Origin of the sequence: Actinomadura rupiterrae (genome assembly GCF_024172125.1) — a bacterium.
In the GTDB taxonomy this organism is placed as follows: Bacteria; Actinomycetota; Actinomycetes; order Streptosporangiales; family Streptosporangiaceae; genus Spirillospora; species Spirillospora rupiterrae.
The window spans coordinates 318645-337756 of sequence record NZ_JAMZEA010000009.1; the positions used below are offsets into that span (position 1 = coordinate 318645).

8 protein-coding genes are annotated in these 19112 nt (G+C 73.6%); 4 read left to right on the plus strand and 4 right to left on the minus strand.

The features are described 5' to 3' along the window. Positions 1-122: 122 nt before the first annotated feature. Entirely contained in the window at positions 123-1256 is a 1134-nt protein-coding gene (locus tag FHU30_RS31635; RefSeq protein ID WP_253880710.1) for a phosphodiester glycosidase family protein, read from the minus strand. 209 nt (positions 1257-1465) lie between these two features. Between FHU30_RS31635 and FHU30_RS31640 the strand changes: the two genes are divergently transcribed. Continuing rightward, positions 1466-1654, plus strand: a complete 189-nt coding sequence (locus tag FHU30_RS31640) for a hypothetical protein (protein WP_253880711.1) — start codon at positions 1466-1468, stop codon at positions 1652-1654. Positions 1655-1744: 90 nt separating this feature from the next. Here FHU30_RS31640 and FHU30_RS31645 read toward each other — a convergent pair whose 3' ends face one another. After that, positions 1745-2188, minus strand: a complete 444-nt coding sequence (locus FHU30_RS31645) for a hypothetical protein (protein ID WP_253880713.1) — start codon at positions 2186-2188, stop codon at positions 1745-1747. Positions 2189-2204: 16 nt separating this feature from the next. Continuing rightward, the gene (locus FHU30_RS31650; protein ID WP_253880714.1) at positions 2205-3068 is read right to left on the minus strand and encodes a hypothetical protein; all 864 of its coding nucleotides are present in this window, start codon (positions 3066-3068) and stop codon (positions 2205-2207) included. A gap of 291 nt (positions 3069-3359) precedes the next feature. Between FHU30_RS31650 and FHU30_RS31655 the strand changes: the two genes are divergently transcribed. Next, entirely contained in the window at positions 3360-5810 is a 2451-nt protein-coding gene (locus FHU30_RS31655; protein WP_253880716.1) for a WD40 repeat domain-containing protein, read from the plus strand. A 156-nt stretch (positions 5811-5966) separates the two neighbouring features. Then, positions 5967-8063 carry an MMPL family transporter gene (locus FHU30_RS31660; protein WP_253880718.1) on the plus strand — a complete coding sequence of 699 codons (2097 nt, stop codon included), beginning with the start codon at positions 5967-5969 and terminating at the stop codon, positions 8061-8063. A gap of 133 nt (positions 8064-8196) precedes the next feature. On the opposite strand, the gene FHU30_RS31665 is transcribed toward FHU30_RS31660, so the two are convergent. Further along, positions 8197-9669: a peptide MFS transporter gene (locus FHU30_RS31665; RefSeq protein WP_253880719.1), complete on the minus strand. Its 1473-nt coding sequence runs from the start codon at positions 9667-9669 to the stop codon at positions 8197-8199. 191 nt (positions 9670-9860) lie between these two features. Between FHU30_RS31665 and FHU30_RS31670 the strand changes: the two genes are divergently transcribed. Further along, positions 9861-19082, plus strand: coding sequence for a type I polyketide synthase (locus FHU30_RS31670; RefSeq protein ID WP_253880720.1), 9222 nt, complete (start codon positions 9861-9863; stop codon positions 19080-19082). Positions 19083-19112: the final 30 nt, after the last annotated feature.

Below are 19112 nucleotides of genomic sequence, written 5' to 3' on the forward strand. Positions count from 1 at the left end.
CCTTGACGATCTCGGTGGCCATGACCGCGGGGGAAGGTCGGGGTTCTCACGGGACAAAACATACGATCGTTCGTACTTTTTTAGCAACCTGCGTGGGCCAAGGGATTTCTTGTGCGGCGCGGTCAGCCGTAGACGGCGACGCCGTTCGCGACGGACCGCTCCCGCCCGTCGGACGGCCTGTTGCGGACGGTCGCGGCGGGCTCGCCCGGCATGCGGACGGCCACGGTGGACGACCCGCCTCCGTCCAGCATCAGCGCGTCGCGTGCTCCGAGCCGGAGCAGCAGCGCCGCCAACTCAGCGGGGGTCTCGCCTGAGCCGGTCTCGTTGCGTCCGTCCAGGACCACCAGGTACATGCGGCGCCCGCCGGGGCCGATGCCGATGGCGGTGCGAGGGCTGCGCGAACGCGCGTCCAGACCCGGCACGGGCGCACCGCCACGAACCAGCGGCAGGCCGCCGAGCGCGTAGCGGAACCGGGTGCGACCCGTCAGCTTCGCGGAGATCCGCACTTTCTGACCGGGACGGAGCGCTTGCAGTTTCACCGCGCCCCCTTCGCGTCCGAGCAGCAGGCTCACGCCGCGTGCGACCGGCCCGCCGGAGTCGTTCGTGCCCACCACCTTGCCGCCCTGGACGACCACGGCAGCCGTCTGGAGCGTGCAAGGCGCGTTGCGGTACACGTCGGTGCCGCAGAACGCGCGGGCGCGCGAGGACGGCCCCCACGCGGACGTGTACAGACCGACTCCACCGACCGGCAGCGCGTACTGGTTGAGGCCGCCTAGGCGGATCGTCTGCCTGCCTACGCGGACCGTCCCGGTCAGCGTGAGGCGTCCGATCCGTCCGGTGCCGCGCCGGTCGACACCGATCACCGTGCCGGACGTCCCGGGCGGCGCGGTAGGGCCGAACCGCTGCCCGTCCGGGACGGCGGCGCGGAGCGCGCGCCCGCCGGACACCTCCGGACCGTCCGGCGCGAACGTCGCGGGCACGCCGGGATGGGCGCTCTCGGAGATGTCGAAGAAGTCGCCGTTGACCCCGGCGACGGCGTGCGCCGCGTTCACCATGTCCGAAACGCGCGCTCGGGGATGACCGGCGGCAGGTCGCAGCAGCCCGGTCCGCGCCCGCTTCAGGTCGATCTCCACCAGCGTCCCGAGGATCCGCCCGTCCTGGACGTTCCGCAGGACGACACCAGGAGCGACCCGCTGGACGGCAGCGGCCGGAGGGGCGGGCACGAGGGCCAGCGCGAGCGTGATCCGGATCAGCACCCGCTCATGCTGGCGGAAGATCCTCCCCCGCGCCGCGAATCCGTCCGGTCTTGGCCGGAGGCTTGCCTTCCAGCCCGTCCCCGTTCGCCGTGGCGATGAAATCCGGGGCCCGCAAGGGCCGCGCTCTCGATCGATCCGTAGTCGGTGTGAACCGAGCGTGACCGCGCTGCGTCGAAGCGCTGACCAGATCCCCAGCCAGGAGCTTTGCCTTGAGTCATCCCCTCGCCGCGTCCCTCGCCAACTCCCTGACCCGCCCCCGCAGGCACCGCATCGGGCATCACCACTACTACCACTCCCACGGCGGCGGCATGGGCTTGGGCCTCACCATCACGATCCTGGTCATCGTGGCGATCGTCATCGTGGTGCTGCTGATCCGAAGGGCCACCCGCGACATCTGATCCTTCAGGTGACCGCGGCGAATGGAGCAGTGAGCCCGGCGCCGGGCGGGAGGCGGGCGGACACGGGGCCCGCCTCCCGGGTGGTCCGCGTCAGCAGGTGTGGGTCCAGATATGGGCTGAACCCTGGTGGGCGGCGCCCGGTTCGTTCAGGCCGTTGACGAAGTCATCGCGTGGAAGGCAGATGGTGGGGGTGGACGGAGCGCCGCTGCCGCCGTTGCCGTACTTGTAGACGATGACGTGGTCGTAGTAGTCGGCGTTGCCGTGGTTGTACCAGGAGTTGTCGCGGTTGTTCGGGCCGCTGGCCCCGCCGTCGTTGAGCCACCAGTCGCGGTCGCTGCCGTACCAGCCCCAGACGTTGCCGCTGTAGCCGTTGTAGTCGTCGGAGACGCAGAAGTCGCCGCGCGGGCAGAGTTCGATGATTCCGCCGTAGCCCTTGTATTCGGCCGCGGCCGGGCCGGCCGACAGCAGGGTGGCGGCCGCTGTGGCCGCCGACATGGTCAGGGCGCCCAGCAGGGTGCGTCGTCGGGTGAGCATGGGGCCTCCTTGAGGCTCAGGTGTGGTCGTTCAGGAGTGCCTGGGCGCGGGGCAGGGCCGCCGCTCGCAGGCGTTGCCGGGTTTGGAAGGAAGACTTCTCGTTGTCGGTGGCCGCGGTTCGGTACTCGCGGTCCAGAGCGGTCGCCGCTGCGCCGAAGCCGGTTGACTTCGCGCAGGTCGCTTCGGCTACCGCGAGGGTGGTTTCGCGCTCCTCCTCGGTTGACGGGTCGGACGACAGGTGGCCCAGCCGCGCTCGGATCTCCTCGGGCCCGGCGTAGGGGTGGTGGAGGGCCGCCATGCACCGCGACCATGCGGATCGGGCGGCCGTGTAGCGGGGGTCGTGGCGGACCTTCGGCTGGACCTCGGCGGAGATGTTGTCGATGATCGCTTCGGCGCGGAACCAGCCGTTCAGGTCGCGGTAGAGGCGGGTCTTGGCTCGGGCGGTGCAGCCGTCGGTGGTCCGGTGCAGGGTGACGCCGCTGGGCAGGCGGACGGACAGCACCCGGTCCGCACGTCCGCTTCCGTCCATGGCGAGGGTGTAGGCGCGCCGGCGGTCCGGGGGCAGGGCGGCGACGTAGCGGGTGTTCGGGTTCGCTGCGTGGGCTCGCATGATGCGCAGCTGGTCGGCCATGCCGTAACCGTGTGCGCGTGCCCATGCGACGTCGTCGATGACGTACGGGAAGTCCTTGGGAGGGCTTTCCGCCGGCGGAGGGGGCGGCCAATACACGAAGCCCCGGGCATGCATGCAACCGGCGATCAACGCGTTCTCCGCGCGATCGAGGAGGGCCAGGTCGGCGGGGGTCGGTGACCGGTGCGGCGTGCCTGCCGAGCAGGCCGCAAGGGCCAGGGCCAGCAGCGGAGCCGACGGGTGGAGGCGCATGACCGGAGCTTCGGATCCTCCGGCCGAGGAGAACAAGCCCGGAACGACCTTGCGGGACATCCCGGCGGCATCCCGGGACGTCCCGCTCGGCTACCTGCGGGGACGCGCCTTCCTGCGGGAACGTGGGGATGCCGTTGGCGAACGTCCTCGTGGCGGGATGCCGGCCATGAACCGCCGTGCGGGCTGAGCGGGGCGCGGAGTCGTCGGTTATGTTCTCGGGTCTCGGGCTTGGTCGGGGAGGTCCGGTTGTCCCACTTCACGACGGCGCGTACGCCGCGCGAAGATCTGTTCGTGACCTCCAGCGAAGCCAGGGCAGGGAAACGCGCGCAGCGATGGCTCGCACTGTCGGCGGACGGACGCGGATGGCGGTCGCGCCGGGCCGCACGCCGGCTGTTCGGGGCCGCCGCGCGCGGCGACGCGTCCGCGCGCGAGGCGGTCATCGCGATCGCGAGCGACAGCGCGCACAGCGCCCACGCCGAGGCCCTTGACTTCGTCGGCGCTCGCCTGCGCGACCAGGATCCGGACGCTTCCGCGGCGCTCGCGCTGGCCTGGTCCCGGACGCGGCAACCCGGTCTTCGCGCCCGGGTCATCGAGTTCGGCGCGATAGCGGACGGAAATCCCGCTCGCACCCAATCGCTCGCCCTGCTCGGACGCCTCGGCACGCACCTTCAACTGGACGACATCCCGCACCTCCCGGCACTGCTCGACGACGAAGACGCCGACATCCGCGAAAACGCGGCCGCCTACTGCCTGGAGGCCGAGGGCGATCCTCTGGATGCGCTCTGGCGAGCGTCCGCAACGAACCCGGCACTGCGGACGATGCTGCTGCGCAACCCGGCACCGCCCCGGTCGCACACCCTGGACCAGCTATGGGACGAGTGGTTGCGCTCCCCCGGCGACGAGTTGTTCCGCACGCTGCGCAGGTGGGGGCGTCCGGCTGAGAGTGGCGACGACGCGCCGCTGACGCTCGTAGCGCTCGGCACGGCACCGGACCTTCCGCTGACCCCTGGATACCGGACGGCCGTGGTCCGCGCGCTCGCCCGTCTGGAACATCCGCTGTCCGATATCGCCGAAAAACGGATCCTCGCCCTGCGCGACCAGGAGCTGTTCGACGAGGTCTGCGAAGCGGCGCTGACGGACGAGGGCCTCGCCTTCCTCTGCAAGCGGCATCGGCTCGCGCCCAAGGACCCGGTGAAACGGGCCGCCTTCTTCCTGCTCACCGGTCAACGCGAGCAGTACCGCGCGATCGACCCGGACGGCAGCCTGTTGTCGCTGGCCTACGCGTCGGCGGTTCCCGAGCTGCGCCTGCCGCTCCAGCGGGCGATGCGCTCGGAAGGGCAGCTCGACTTGGTCAACGTGGTCGTCGGCGCCGACCGGCGCGGGCGGTTGCCGCGGCTGGCGAAGGAGGAGATCCGCCACCTCGCCGAGCAGCTCGCCGAGCGCGCCGAGTGGACCGCGCTGTGGACGCTCGTCCAGGACGTCTCGGTCGTCACGGGCGTGGAGCTGATCCGGCTGTTCGGCCAGTGGCGGCCTGACGGCAAGGACGGGCGCCGCCTGTTCGAGGCGTACCTGCGGCGCGAACCTGAGCGGCTCGCGAGCGCGGCGAAGGCGATGCGCGAGAACGGCTGGCCGCGGGCGGTGCGGCTGGCGACCGTCCGGTTCGGCTCCACACGCATCAACGACATGTCGTTCGCGCCGGACGGCCCGCTGCTGGCCGTCGCGGGCAGCGGACGCGCCGCCGGCGTCATCGACCTGGCGCAGGCGGGCCTGGTGGAGCGCTACACCGGGTTCGCCTCGTCGGTCGGGAGCGTCCTGCACGTCGGGGGCGGCCGGGTGATCGCCGCCGAGCGCACGAACGGTCCGGACCGTCCGTGCCGCATCGTGGAGTGCGCGGACGGCGGCCGCTCGGTCCTCGCCCAGGTGAACGGCTCGGTGACCTCGCTCGCCCTGACGGACGAGGCCGGGTCGTTCGCCGCCGCGACGCGATCGGGCCACCTGCTGACCGGGAGGCCGGGGGCGGACGAGATCGTCCGGCGTCCCGTCACGGCGTTCGGGCTGGACGAGGGCGACTGGGCACGCGCGATCGCCGCGCACCGGCCGTCCGGGCGGCTGGCGGTGCTCGGCCGGTCGCTGGTGCTGGCCGATCCGGCCGAGGGCTGGACGGCCCGGCAGAAGGCCCGCCGGGTGGCCGCGTGCGCCGCGTTCGCGTCCGCCGACGAGCTGGTCTGCGCCGACCAGTTCGGCCTGGTCACCCGGTTGCGCCGGGACGGTGGGCGGCTGGTCAAGGAGGCCGAGCTGAACGTGAACGGGATGGGGGGCGTCTGCACGGTCCCGGGAACCGGCGAGCTGGTCGCGGTCGCCCAGTTCGGCCACCTGCACTTCGCCGACGCCGAGTCGATGCGGGAGCGCGAGACCGTCCGGAGCGAGGTGCTCCGGACCGCCACCACCGTCACCGTCGCCCCGAGCGGGCAGTTCCTGGCGGTCGGGAACGCGCTCGGCGAAGCCGTCCTGTACGACCTGCGGGTGGGGTGGCTTCCGCGGCTCGCCGAGGAGCCGCTGGCCGCCGTGGAGCCCGGGCATCTGGGCGCGATCGCCGCCGCAGACGGCGTCCGGCGGAAGTCCGCGCAGGTCAAGGACTTGTTGAAGCTGATGCGGATCGCGATGGAGCACCGGTTCCGGTTCGACAACGAGCTCGGGGACGCCGTCCCCCTGACCGCCCGGGACTTCGACATCAGCCTGTGACGACGCGACTTCCCGGGCTCGTACATCTCAGGATGTAAGGGCGGCGGGAGCCTTACAGCGCAATATGTAGGCAGGGTGCAATCCTCGGCCCGACGCGGTGGCCGGAGGCGCCGGAACACGATGGACGCCTGAGCCGAGAGCTGAGGAGGCACCATCGTGAACGGGAGCCGGAAAGGTCCCGGCGGCCGCCTGGCCGCGCTGGTTTCGGGCAGGCGCACCAAATGGGTCGTGCTGGCGTTCTGGATCGTCCTGCTGGTCGCGCTGGGCCCGCTCTCGGGGCGGCTCAAGGACGTCCAGAAGAACGACGCGGCCAGCTGGCTCCCGGCGGGGGCGCAGTCCACGCAGGTGGTGAAGCTGGACGAGCGGTTCCACTCCGGCGAGCCCGTGACGGCCGTCGTGGTCTACGAGCGGGCGGGCGGCATCACCCCCGCCGACCAGGCCAAGGCGCGCTCCGACGCCGCCGCGTTCGCGCGGCTGCCGGGCGCGGGGCAGGCGCAGGGCCCGTTCCGCTCGACGGACGGCAAGGCGCTGCGGACGCTCGTCCCGGTGAACAAGGACGACGCGCAGAAGGCCGTGACGTCGGCGCGGGACATCGCGGCGCGCGGCGCGGACGGGCTGGAGACGCACGTCACCGGCCCGGCGGGCGGCGCGGCCGACCTGAGCGCGGTGTTCGGCTCGATGGACGGCCTGCTGCTGATGGTCGCGGCGGGTGTGGTGATCGCGCTGCTGCTGCTCATCTACCGCAGCCCGCTGCTGTGGCTGGTGCCGGTGCTGAGCGCGGTGTTCGCCCTCGGCCTGTCGCAGTCGGCGGTGTACCTGCTCGCCAAGTACGCGGGGCTGACGTTCAACGGGCAGACGTCGGGGATCCTGACCGTCCTGGTGTTCGGGGTCGCGACGGACTACGCGCTGCTGCTGGTCGCCCGGTACCGCGAGGAGCTGCGGCGGCACGAGGACCGGCACGAGGCGATGGCGGCGGCGCTGCACCGCGCGGGTCCGGCGGTCCTCGCGTCGGCGGGGACGGTCGCGGTCGGGCTGCTGTGCCTGCTCGCCGCGACGATGAACAGCAACCGGGGCCTCGGCCCGGTCGCGGCGGCCGGCGTGATCGCGGCGCTCGCGGCGATGATGACGCTGCTGCCCGCGCTGCTGGTGGTGCTGGGCCGGTGGATCTTCTGGCCGCTCGTCCCGCGCTACGACGCGGCGACGCGGCTGGAGGGCGAGCACGGCCTCTGGGGACGCGTCGGACGGCTCGTCGCGGCGCGTCCGCGGCTGCTGTGGATCGGCACGTCGGTGGTGCTGCTCGCGCTGACGTTCGGGCTCGGCTCGCTGTCGGCCAACGGCCTGTCGAACAAGGGCCAGTTCGTCACCAAGCCGGACTCGGTGACGGGCGCGGAGGCCCTCGCGCGGCACTTTCCCGCCGGGTCCGGCGCTCCGGCCGTGGTCATCGGCGACGCGTCCCGGGCCGCGGGGCTGGCCACCACGCTGCGCTCGACCGAGGGTGTCGCGGAGGTGGGGCGTCCGACCAGCGCGCAGGGGCTCGTCCGGTACGAGGCGACGTTGCGCGACCCCGCCGACAGCCGGGCCGCGCAGAACACCGTGGACCGGCTGCGGAAGGCCGTCGGGAGTACCGCCCAGGTCGGCGGGACCACCGCCGTCAACCTCGACACAAGGCGCGCCGCCGCGCATGACAACAAGGTCATCATCCCGGTCGTGCTGGCCGTGGTGTTCCTGATCCTGGCCGTCCTGCTGCGGGCGCTGGTCGCTCCGCTGCTGATGATGGCGACGGTCGTGCTCTCGTTCCTCGCCTCGCTCGGGGTGAGCGCGCTCGTCTTCAAGCACGGGTTCGGATTCGACGGCAGCGACGCGTCGTTCCCGCTGCTGGCGTTCATCTTCCTGGTCGCGCTCGGGGTGGACTACAACATCTTCCTCATGCACCGCGTCCGGGAGGAGGCGGAGCGGTCCGGGACGCGGCGCGGGGTCGTGCGCGGCCTGACCGTCACCGGCGGCGTGATCACCTCGGCCGGGCTCGTGCTGGCCGCGACGTTCGCCGTGCTGACCGCGCTGCCGCTGGCCGCGATGGTGCAGATGGGCTTCGCGGTGGCGTTCGGCGTGCTGCTCGACACGGTGGTCGTCCGGTCGCTGCTGCTCCCGGCGCTGGCGTTCGACCTCGGGCGGCGGATCTGGCTCCCGGGCCGCCTCGCCAGGCCGGCCGCGCCCGCTCCCGAGCGGGCCGGCGAGCTGGAGCCGCTCGGCTGACGCCGTCCCCGAACCGACCGACGGCCCCTTGAACGCGTGGGATCCGCCCCCCTCCCCCCAGCGGCGGATCCCACGTTCGTCGCGTCCTCGCGCGTCGCTGGACGGACGGTGGTCCCGCCCGTCCAGCGGGAGGTCAGGCGCTGGACGCCAGGACCCGCGCGCGGCGGCCGCGGCCTGCGAGCGCGGCGGCGGCGAGCAGCGGCAGCAGGCCGAAGACCAGGTAGTAGAGCGGCGCGGGCAGGACGTCCGAGAGCAGCACGACGCGGCTGCCGACCGCCATCCCGAGCGCGCTGAACAGCCACCACAGGCCCATGACGCGGCCCCGGAACGCGACGGGCGCGGCATCCGCGACGGCGCTCATCCCGGACGGCCCGAGCACGATCTCCCCGCAGGCGTGCAGCAGGTAGACCGCGACGAGCCAGAGCGGCGTGACGCGGACGCCGTCCGCCGCGGACATCGAGGCCAGCGACATCACCAGGAAGCCGCCGCCCGCCAGCGCGAGACCGGTGCAGACCTTCCGCCGCACGCCGGCCCGCGCGCCCAGGCGCAGCGCGACCGCTGCGAACAGCGGCGCGGCGAGCAGGATGAACAGCGGCGTCAGGGACTGGAACCAGGCGGCCGGAACGGTGAACCCGGCGATGTCGCGGTCGGTGTGGCGGTCGGCGAACAGGTTCAGCAGCGATCCGGCCTGCCCGACGACCATCCAGAACAGCGACGCGGCGAGGAACAGCCACAGGAACGAGCCGAGCCGGGTCCGGTCGGCGCGGGTGAGGGCGGGATCGCGGCGCACGGCGAGGTAGCCGAGCGGCGGGACGACCATGACGACCAGTCCGAGGCCGATCAGGACGTGCTTGACGGCGAGGGTGCCGGCCACCGCGTCCGCGCCGAGCAGCAGGGCGGCGACGCCGACGACGGTGGCTGCGACGCGTCCGGCGGAACGCAGCTCGCGCCGTGTCGCCGGACGCGCCGGGCGCCCGCCGACCTCTCCGAACGTCCGGGAGCCGACGACGAACTGCGCGACCCCGAACGTCATGCCGACCCCGGCGGCGGCGAACCCGGCATGCCAGTTGACGCGCTCGCCGAGGTAGCCGGTGACCAGCGGCGCGAGCAGGGCGCTGACCTGGATGCTCATGTAGAAGACGGCGAACGCCGCCTCCCGGCGGACCTCCTGGCCCGGCCCGTAGAACCGGGTGAGCAGGCCGCTCATGTTCGGTTTCAGCACGCCGGTGCCGAGCGCGATGAGCGCCAGGCCGAGGAAGGTGCAGGCGCGGACCGGGACGGCCATGCAGTAGTGCCCGGCGGCGACGGTCGCGGCGCCGCACACGACCGCGCGGCGCTCGCCTAGCACGCGGTCGCCGAGCCAGCCGCCGGGCAGCGCCAGCATGAACAGCGTCGCCATGTAGACGCCGAACAGCGCGGCGGCCTCGCTCTTCGGCAGGCCGAGGCCGCCGCGCGACGCGGGCGCCGCCGCGTACAGCACGAGGATCGCCTGCATCCCGTAGAAGCTGAACCGCTCCCACATGTCGGTGAGGAACAGGGTGACGAACCACCCGGGGCGGGCGGGGCCGGCGGCGGGCAGCAGCCGGCGGGGCACGATCTGGATCACGCGCACACCGTGCGGCCTGCGGGGCGAGCGCGGGTCGAGGACCGGTCGAGCCGCGCGGGCGGCGCCTCCCGCCGGCCGCTCTAGCGCGCGTCCATACCGCGACGACGGTCCGTTCAGCGGGCGCCGGGAGCCTGTCCGCGTGGGCACGGCGTCGGCTCGGGCCCGAGGCGTCGCGGGAGGGGTTCCGGAGCATGAGCGAAAACGCCGGCGGTCTGGCGGGTGGCAGGACGGACGCGCGTCAGGACGCGATCGCGGCGCGGGGTGCGGTCGCGGTGGTGGGGCTGGCGTGCCGGCTCCCGTCCGCGCCGGACCCGGCGGCGTTCTGGCGGCTGCTGGCGGAGGGCCGCAGCGCGGTCACGGCCGTCCCGCCCGGGCGGTGGGACGCGCCGGGGGCGCCGGAGCGCGGCGCGTTCCTGGACCGCCTGGACGCGTTCGACCCGGCGTTCTTCGGGATCTCCCCGCGCGAGGCGGCGGCGATGGACCCGCAGCAGCGGCTCATGCTGGAGTTCGGCTGGGAGGCCCTGGAGGACGCCGGGATCGTCCCGGCCGCGCTGCGCGGCGCCCGCGCGGGCGTGTTCGTCGGCGCGATCTGGGACGACTACGCGACGCTCGCCTACCGGCGCGGCGCGGACGCCCTCACCGCGCACACGGTCACCGGCTCCCACCGCAGCGTCATCGCGAACCGGGTGTCGTTCGCGCTGGGGCTGCGCGGGCCGAGCCTCACCGTGGACGCGGGCCAGTCGTCCGGGCTGGTCGCGGTGCACATGGCGATGGAGAGCCTGCGCCGGGGCGAGTCGGACGTCGCGATCGCGGGCGGCGTCAACCTGAACATCCTCGGCGAGAGCGCGGTCGCGACCCGGCGGTTCGGCGGCCTCTCCCCCGACGGCGAGTGCTACGTCTTCGACGCGCGCGCCAACGGCTACGTCCGCGGCGAGGGCGGCGGCGCGGTCGTGCTGAAGCCGCTGGGCCGCGCCCTGGCGGACGGCGACCGCGTCCTCGCGGTGATCCTCGGCGGCGCGGTCAACAACGACGGCGCGACGAGCGGGCTGACCGTCCCGGGCGTCGAAGGCCAGCAGGACGTGCTGCGCCGCGCCTACCAGGACGCGGGCGTCGACCCGGCGGCCGTCCGGTACGTGGAACTGCACGGAACCGGGACGCGTCGCGGCGATCCGGTCGAGGCGGCGGCGCTCGGCGCGGTGCTGGGCGCGGCCCGGGAACCGGGCTCGCCGCTGCGGGTCGGGTCGGCGAAGACCAACGTCGGGCACCTGGAGGGCGCGGCGGGCATCGTCGGTCTGCTGAAGGCCGTGTTGAGCATCCGCCACGGCGTGCTGCCGCCGAGCCTGAACTTCGAGACACCGCATCCGGACATCCCCCTGAACGACCTGAACCTGAAAGTGCAGACCGCCGCCGAGCCGTGGCCTGGCGGGCCGGTGTTCGCCGGGGTGAGTTCGTTCGGAATGGGCGGGACCAATTGCCACCTCGTCCTGACGGATGCTCCTCCGGTCGATGCTGCTAATGGCGCGCCGTCGTTGCGTGCGCTGCCTTGGCTGATTTCCGCGCGGACCGAATCGGGGTTGCGCGGCCAGGCGGCCCGCCTGCGGGACGCCGTGGCCGAGGACACTGACGTCGCCGATCTCGCGGCGGCTTTGGCGACGACGCGCACGAGCTTCGAGCACCGAGCGGCCGTTGTCGGGACCGATCGTGCTGCGCTGCTGGCCGGGCTCGAAGCGCTGGCGGAGGGCAGGACGGCGGCCGGACTCGTCCGGGGACGCGTCCCCGAGCCTGCGGGCGCGACGGCGTTCATGTTCTCCGGTCAGGGCTCGCAGCGGGCCGGGATGGGACGCGATCTCTATGCGTCTGTCCCGGCTTTCGCGGACGCTCTGGACGAGGTTCTCTCGCATTTCGGGAACGGCCTGGGTGACGAGCTGAAACGGCTGATGTTCGCCGATTCCGAGACCCCGGAATCGGCGCGGCTCAACCAGACGGCGGTGACGCAGACGTCCCTGTTCGCCTTCGAGGTGGCGCTTTACCGGCTGCTGGAGACGTGGGATCTGCGGCCGGACTTCCTGATCGGGCATTCGATCGGCGAGCTGGTCGCCGCGCACGTCGGCGGTGTGCTGCCGCTCGCGGACGCGTGCGTGCTGGTCGAAGCGCGCGGACGGCTCATGCAGGCGGCTCCGGAGGGCGGCGCGATGCTGGCCGTCCGGGCGGGCGAGGACGAGGTCGCGGCGTCCCTGGCGGGCAACGCCGACCGGGTCGCGGTGGCGGCGGTGAACGGCGCGATGTCGACCGTCCTGTCCGGGGACGAGGAGGCGATCGAGGAGCTGGCCGCGCACTGGCGGGACCGGGGCCGGTCGGCGACGCGGCTGCGGGTCAGCCACGCCTTCCACTCGCATCACATGGACCCGGTGCTGACCGAGTTCCGGGAGGTCGCGGAAAGCGTGTCCTTCCGGCGCGCGGCGATGCCGATCGTGTCGAACGTGACGGGACGCATCGCGCGGCCGGACGAGCTGGCGCGCCCGGGTTACTGGGTCCGGCACGTCCGGGAGGCCGTCCGGTTCCACGACGGGATCACGGCTCTCAGCGCCGCCGGGGTCAGGACGTTCGTCGAGATCGGGCCGGACGCGGTGCTCGCACCCTTGGCCCGGTCGTCCGCCGGGGACGGATCGGTCGTCATCCCCACGGCACGGCGTCGTCGGGACGAGACCGAAACGCTCACGACCGCGCTGGCCCAAGCCCATTGCTCGGGCGCGCCGGTCGGCTGGGACAAGGTCTTCGCCGGACGGGACGCGCGTTCGGTGCGGCTGCCCACGTACGCGTTCGAGCGCGGCTCCTACTGGCTGGACGACGAACCGACCGAGCGGCCGGCCGTTGAGAAGCCGGCGCCGACCCGGATCGACGATCCGCTGGAGCTGGTGAGGGAGCGGACGGCCGCCGTGCTCGGCCACGCGGACGCCTCGCGGATCGAGCCGGGACGCGCGTTCAGCGATCTCGGCCTGGACTCGATGATGGGCGTCGAGCTGGCCGCCTCGCTGTCCGAGGCGACCGGGCTCGCGCTGCCGGAGACGGTCGTCTACGAATGCGCGACGCCGCGCGCGCTGGCCGAGCGGATCTCCCAGGAACCCGACGACGCCTCGCACGCCGCGACGGCGGCCCGGTCGGACGGCATCCCGATCGCGGTCGTCGGGATCGGGTGCCGGTATCCGGGCGGGGTCGCATCGCCGGAGGAGTTCTGGGATCTGGTCGCCGAGGGCCGGGACGTCATCGGCCCGTTCCCGTCCGACCGGGGATGGGACCCGGCGGCGCTGCTCGACCCGGATCCGGACCGTCCGGGCACGACGTACTCGGCGCAGGGCGGCTTCCTCGCCGACGCCGCCGGGTTCGATCCGTCCTTCTTCGGGATCAGCCCGCGCGAGGCGCTCGGCATGGACCCGCAGCAGCGGTTGCTGCTGGAGACGGCGTGGGAGGCGGTCGAGCGGGCGGGCATCGCGCCGACCTCGCTCGCGGGCAGCCGGACCGGCGTGTTCGTCGGTGCGACGGCGCAGGACTACGGGCCGCGCATGCACGAGGCCGGGACCGGCGAGGCGGGATACGTGCTGACCGGGACGACGCCGAGCGTCGCGTCCGGACGGATCGCCTACACGCTCGGGCTCAACGGCCCGGCGCTGACCGTGGACACCGCGTGCTCGTCGTCGCTGGTGGCCGTCCACCTGGCGATCCGGGCGCTGCGGGACGGCGACTGCGAGATGGCGCTGGCGGGCGGCGCGACCGTCCTGTCCTCGCCCGGGATGTTCGTCGAGTTCAGCACGCAGCGCGGGCTGGCCGCCGACGGGCGCTGCAAGGCGTTCGCCGCCGCCGCTGACGGCACGTCCTGGGCCGAGGGTGTCGGGATGCTGGTGCTCGAACCGCTGCCGCGCGCCTTGCGGGAAGGGCACCCCGTGCTGGCCGTGCTGCGCGGTTCGGCGATCAACCAGGACGGCGCGAGCAACGGCCTCACCGCGCCGAGCGGAACCGCGCAGCGGGCCGTCCTGCGGCAGGCCCTCGCCGACGCCGGGCTCGCGCCCGGGGACGTGGACGCCGTCGAGGCGCACGGGACCGGCACCGCGCTCGGCGACCCGGTGGAGGCCGGTGCGCTGCAGGCCGTCTACGGCGCCGGACGCGACCGTCCGCTGTGGCTCGGGTCGGTCAAGTCGAACATCGGGCACACGCAGGCGGCGGCGGGCGTCGCCGCGATCATCAAGATGGCCGGGGCGATGCGGCGCGGCGTCCTGCCGAAGACCCTGCACATCGACGCGCCCAGCCCGCACGTCGACTGGGACGCCGGAGCCGTGCGGCTGCTCACCGAGACGCAGCCGTGGCCCGAGTCCGACCGGCCGCGCCGCGCGGCGGTCTCGTCGTTCGGGATCAGCGGCACCAACGCCCACCTGATCATGGAGGCCGCGCCGGTGCCGGTCCCGGCCGCACCGGAACCGGAGGCGCGCGCGGTGGCGTGGCCGCTGTCCGCGCACACGCCGCAGGCGTTGCGGGACCAGGCCGCGCGGCTGGCCTCGATCGCGGAGGCTTCGCCCGCAGCTATCGGCCGTGCGCTCGTGACGTCGCGGGCGCAGTTCGCGCATCGCGCGGTCGTCGTCGGCACCGGACTGGACGCGCTCCGGGACGGGCTCCGCGCGCTGGTTCGGGGCGAATCGTCCGCTGATGTGATCGTGGGCGAGGCGACGGGAGCGCCCGGCAAGACGGCGTTCCTGTTCACCGGCCAGGGCTCGCAGCGGGCCGGGGCCGGGCGCGAGCTGTACGAGGCGTTCCCGGCCTTCGCGTCCGCGCTGGACGAGGTCTGCGCAGCCTTCGAGCCGCATCTTGAACGCCCGCTTCGTGCGGTGATGTTCGCCGAGGACGACGGCCTCCTGCATCAGACCGCCTACACGCAGCCCGCGCTTTTCGCCCTGGAAACGGCGCTCTACCGGCTCTTCGAGAGCTGGGGCGCGACGCCGGACCTGCTGGTCGGGCACTCGATCGGCGAGCTGACCGCGGCGCATGTCGCGGGCGCGCTCGATCTCGCCGACGCGTGCCGGCTGGTCGCGGCGCGCGGCCGGTTGATGCAGGCCGTCCCGGCCGGGGGCGCGATGGTCGCGATCGAGGCCGCCGAGGACGAACTGCCCGGCGACCTGCGCGGGCTGGACGTCGCGGCGGTGAACGGGCCGCGCTCGGTCGTCCTGTCCGGCGACGCTGAGGCCGTTCGGTCGTTCGCCGAAGCATGGCGGGAGCGGGGGCGGCGGACGCGCGTGCTGCGGACGAGCCACGCGTTCCACTCCGCCCACATGGATTCGATGCTGGATGAGTTCCGCGAGATCGCCGCGTCCGTTTCGTACCACGAACCCCGCATACCGATCGTGTCGAACGTGACCGGACGGATCGCGTCCGCGGCCGAGCTGGCCGATCCGGATTACTGGGTGCGGCATGTGCGCGGAGCCGTCCGGTTCGCTGACGGCGTGCGGTGCCTGCACGAGAACGGCGCGACCGCGTTCCTGGAACTCGGCCCGGACGGCACGCTCACCGCACTCGCCGAGGATTCTCTACCGGACGGCGGCGACTTCGCGCTCGCGGCGGCGCTGCGGCCAGGACGACCAGAAGCGGAATCCGCGCTCGCCGCGCTCGGCTCCCTGCATGTCGCAGGCGTCGAGGTGAACTGGCGGGCTCTGTACAGCGAGGCGAGCACGCCTGTCGATCTGCCGACGTATCCGTTCCAGAACGAGCGGTACTGGCGGACGGTCCCGGCAGGCGGCGGCGACGTGCGGACGGCAGGGCTGCGGCCGACCGGGCATCCGCTGCTCGGCGGCGCGGCCGACCTGCCGGACGGCTGGCTGCTCCTCACCGGGCGGTTGTCGGCGGCGACCACGCCGTGGCTGGCCGACCACGCCGTCCTCGGAACCGTGATCCTGCCCGGGACCGCGTACGTTGACCTGCTGCTTTCGGCCGCGCACGACCTCGGTCTCGACCGGATCGACGAACTCGTCTTGGAAGTCCCGCTCGTCGTCCTGGACGAGACGGCCGTGCAGCTCCAGGTCGTCGTCGAGCCAGCGGACGAGGACGGCGCGCGGGCCTTCGTCGTCCGCTCCCGTCCTGACGAAGGCGAATGGACTAGGCACGCGTCCGGTCTGCTGCGTCCGTCCGAAAGCGAGCGCCCGGCAACCGACGCGTCCTGGCCGCCTGCCGGGGCAACACCGATCCCCCTCGCGGACGCCTACGAACGGCTTGCCGATCTCGGGTACGACTACGGGCCGGTGTTCCAGGGCCTCAAGAAGGCTTGGCGCGTGCCCGGCGAGGACGGTTTCGCAGCCGAACTCGCCCTTCCGGACGAGGCCGAAACCGCCGGATTCGCCGTCCATCCCGCGCTGCTCGATTCGGCGCTTCACCAGTTCCTCTTGGACGGGCCTGAATCCGGCGGCGTCCGGCTTCCCTTCACCTGGACGGGCGTCACCCTCCACCGGCCGGCCGGTCCGGTGGCCCACCTCCGGGCCGCGAACGCAGGCGAGGACGCCGTGACGCTGAGCCTCGCCGACGCGGAGGGCCGCCCGGTCGTCTCGGTCGATTCGCTGTCCCTTCGCCGAGCCCGCGCCGAGCTTCTCGCGCCGCGCCGCTCCGGCTCCCCCGACGGCATCTTCGAGATCACCTGGCGCACAGCGAACGAGAACGCGGACGCCGTCACGCCGTCCGAACTGGTCATCGTGGACTGCCCGAAGGCGTCTCCCGGCACTTCCCCCGAGGCCGCCGCGCATGAGGTGACCAGCCGCGTCCTCGCCCTCGTCCAGGAGTGGCTGGCTGACGAAACCCACGCGGACGCGCGCCTCGCCGTCGTCACGCGAGGGGCCGTCGCCGCGCGTGAAGGCGAGACCGTGACCGACCTCGCCCAGGCCGCCGCGCTCGGCCTGCTCCGCGCCGCGCGCTCGGAGAACCCCGGCCGCATCATCCCCATCGACCTGGACGGACGGGACGAATCGGCCCGCCGCCTCGCCTCCGGCGCTCTCCCCGACGAGCCCGAAATGGCGATCCGCGACGGCGAAGTGCTGGTCCCGAGGCTGACGCGCCCGGATCGAACCGCCGACGTCGTCCCACCAGACGACGGGACGCCATGGCGCGTCGATGTCACGACACCCGGCTCGCTGGACGCGGTCGCGGCCGTCCCCTCCTCAGAAGCCGACACCGAACTGGCCTCCGGGATGGTCCGGGTCGAGATGCGCGCGGCGGGGTTGAACTTCCGGGACGTCCTCATCGCGCTCGGCATGTACCCGGGACGGCCGAAGATCGGCCTGGAGGGCGCGGGCGTCGTGGCCGAGGTCGGCCCGGACGTGTCCGGGGTCGGCGTCGGCGACCGGGTGATGGGCCTGTTCGACGGCGCGGCCGGCCCGGTGGCGGTCACCGACCACCGGCTGCTCTGCCGCGTCCCGGACGGCTGGACGTTCGCGCAGGCCGCGTCCGTGCCCGTCGCGTTCCTCACCGCCTACCACGGGCTCGCCGACCTGGCCGGGCTGCGCGCGGGGCAGCGGCTCCTCGTGCACTCGGCGGCGGGCGGCGTCGGCATGGCGGCGGTGGCGCTCGCGCGGCACTGGGGCGCGGAGGTGTTCGGCACCGCGAGTACCGGCAAATGGGACGTCCTGCGCGGTCAGGGCCTCGACGACGCACACATCGGCGACTCCCGGACGCTCGGGTTCGCCGACCGGTTCCGCGAGGCGACCGGCGGCGCGGGCGTGGACGTCGTGCTGAACTCGCTGGCGGGCGACTTCGTGGACGCCTCGCTCGGCCTGCTCCCGCGCGGCGGCTGCTTCCTGGAGATGGGCAAGACCGACCTCCGGGACGCGGACGAGATGTCCGCGCGGCATCCGGGGATCGAGTACCGGCCGTTCGACCTCACCCGCGTCCCGCCGAACCGGGTGCGGGAGATGCTGGCGGAGCTGTCCGGCCTGTTCGGAGCGGGCGCGCTGCCGCTGCCGCCGGTCACCGCGTGGGACGTCCGGCAGGCCCGCGCCGCGATGCGGCATATGAGCCAGGCCGGGCACGTCGGGAAGATCGTGCTGACGCTGCCGAGGCGTCCGGACCCGTCCGGGACGGTCCTGGTGACCGGCGGTACCGGAGCGCTCGGCGCGCTCGTGGCCCGGCACCTGGTCACCGCACACGGCGCGCGGCGTCTCCTGCTCGCGAGCCGTTCCGGCGCCAAGGCTCCCGGCTCGGACGAGCTGGCCGCCGAACTGCGCGAACTCGGCGCGGACGTCGAGATCGCCGCCTGCGACACGTCCGATCGCGACGCGCTGGCACGGCTACTCGACGGCATTCCGGAGGACCGTCCGCTCACGGCCGTCGTTCATGCCGCAGGCGTGCTTGCCGACGGCACCGTGGAGAACCTCACCTCCGAACGGCTGGCGAAGGTGCTGGGCCCGAAGGCCGACGCCGCCTGGCACCTGCACGAACTCACCGCCGATCACGATCTCGCGGCGTTCGTGTCGTTCTCCTCGGTGGCCGGTGTGTTCGGCAACGCCGGGCAAGCCAACTACGCGGCGGGCAACGCGTTCCTTGACGGTCTCGCGCGGCGGCGCCGGTCGGCCGGGCTGCCCGCGCTGTCGCTGGCGTGGGGGCCGTGGGAGCAGGACGGCGGCATGGCCGCCGCGCTGGGCGGCGGTGACGCGACCGGGATGTCCCGCGCCGGGATGGTCCCGCTGCCCGCCGCCGAAGGGCTCGCCCTGCTCGACGCGGCCTGGGACGCCCCGGTCTCCGGCCTGGTCACGGCGAGGATCGACCTCGGGACGGCCAGGACGAGCGGCAACCCGCTGCTGCGCGAACTGGCGGGCGGTTCGTCCCGTCCCGTCCGCCCGACCGCCGGTACCACCGAGGACTGGGCCGAGCGGCTGGTCGGGCAGCCGGTCGAGACGCAGCGAGAGACGCTGGCCGCGCTCGTCCGGTCCGAGGCCGACGCCGTGCTCGGACGTCCGGCCGGCTCGGCCGTGACCGCCGAGCAGACCTTCAAGTCCGCCGGGTTCGACTCGCTGACCTCGGTGGAACTGCGCAACCGGCTCGGCGGCCGGCTCGGCCTGCGGCTGCCGTCCAGCCTGCTGTTCGACCATCCCACCCCCGCCGCGCTCGCCGAGCACCTGCGCACCGCGCTCGCACCCGATGCCGAACCGGACCGGCGCGTCCTGGACGACCTGGAACGCCTGGAGGCGGCGGCGCTCGGCGCGCTCGGCGACCCGGCGGCGCGCGCCCGGTTCGCCGACCGGCTGCGCGCGTTCCTGACCCGGCTCGACCAGGGGGCGGACGGCCCGTCCCCGAACGGCGCGTCCACCGGCGGCTCGGGCGAGGACCTCGCGGCGGCGCTCGACGCGGCCTCCGACGACGAGATCTTCCGCTACCTCGACGCAGGGCGCTGACCCGCCCGCATCCCTGCACGCAGCGACATC

What these genes read in the sequence shown, in the direction of transcription:
- FHU30_RS31650 (WP_253880714.1), bottom strand. Translation starts at nt 3,068, where the DNA reads ATGCGCCTCCACCCGTCGGCTCCGCTGCTGGCCCTGGCCCTTGCGGCC.
- FHU30_RS31670 (WP_253880720.1), top strand. Translation starts at nt 9,861, where the DNA reads ATGAGCGAAAACGCCGGCGGTCTGGCGGGTGGCAGGACGGACGCGCGT.
- FHU30_RS31645 (WP_253880713.1), bottom strand. Translation starts at nt 2,188, where the DNA reads ATGCTCACCCGACGACGCACCCTGCTGGGCGCCCTGACCATGTCGGCG.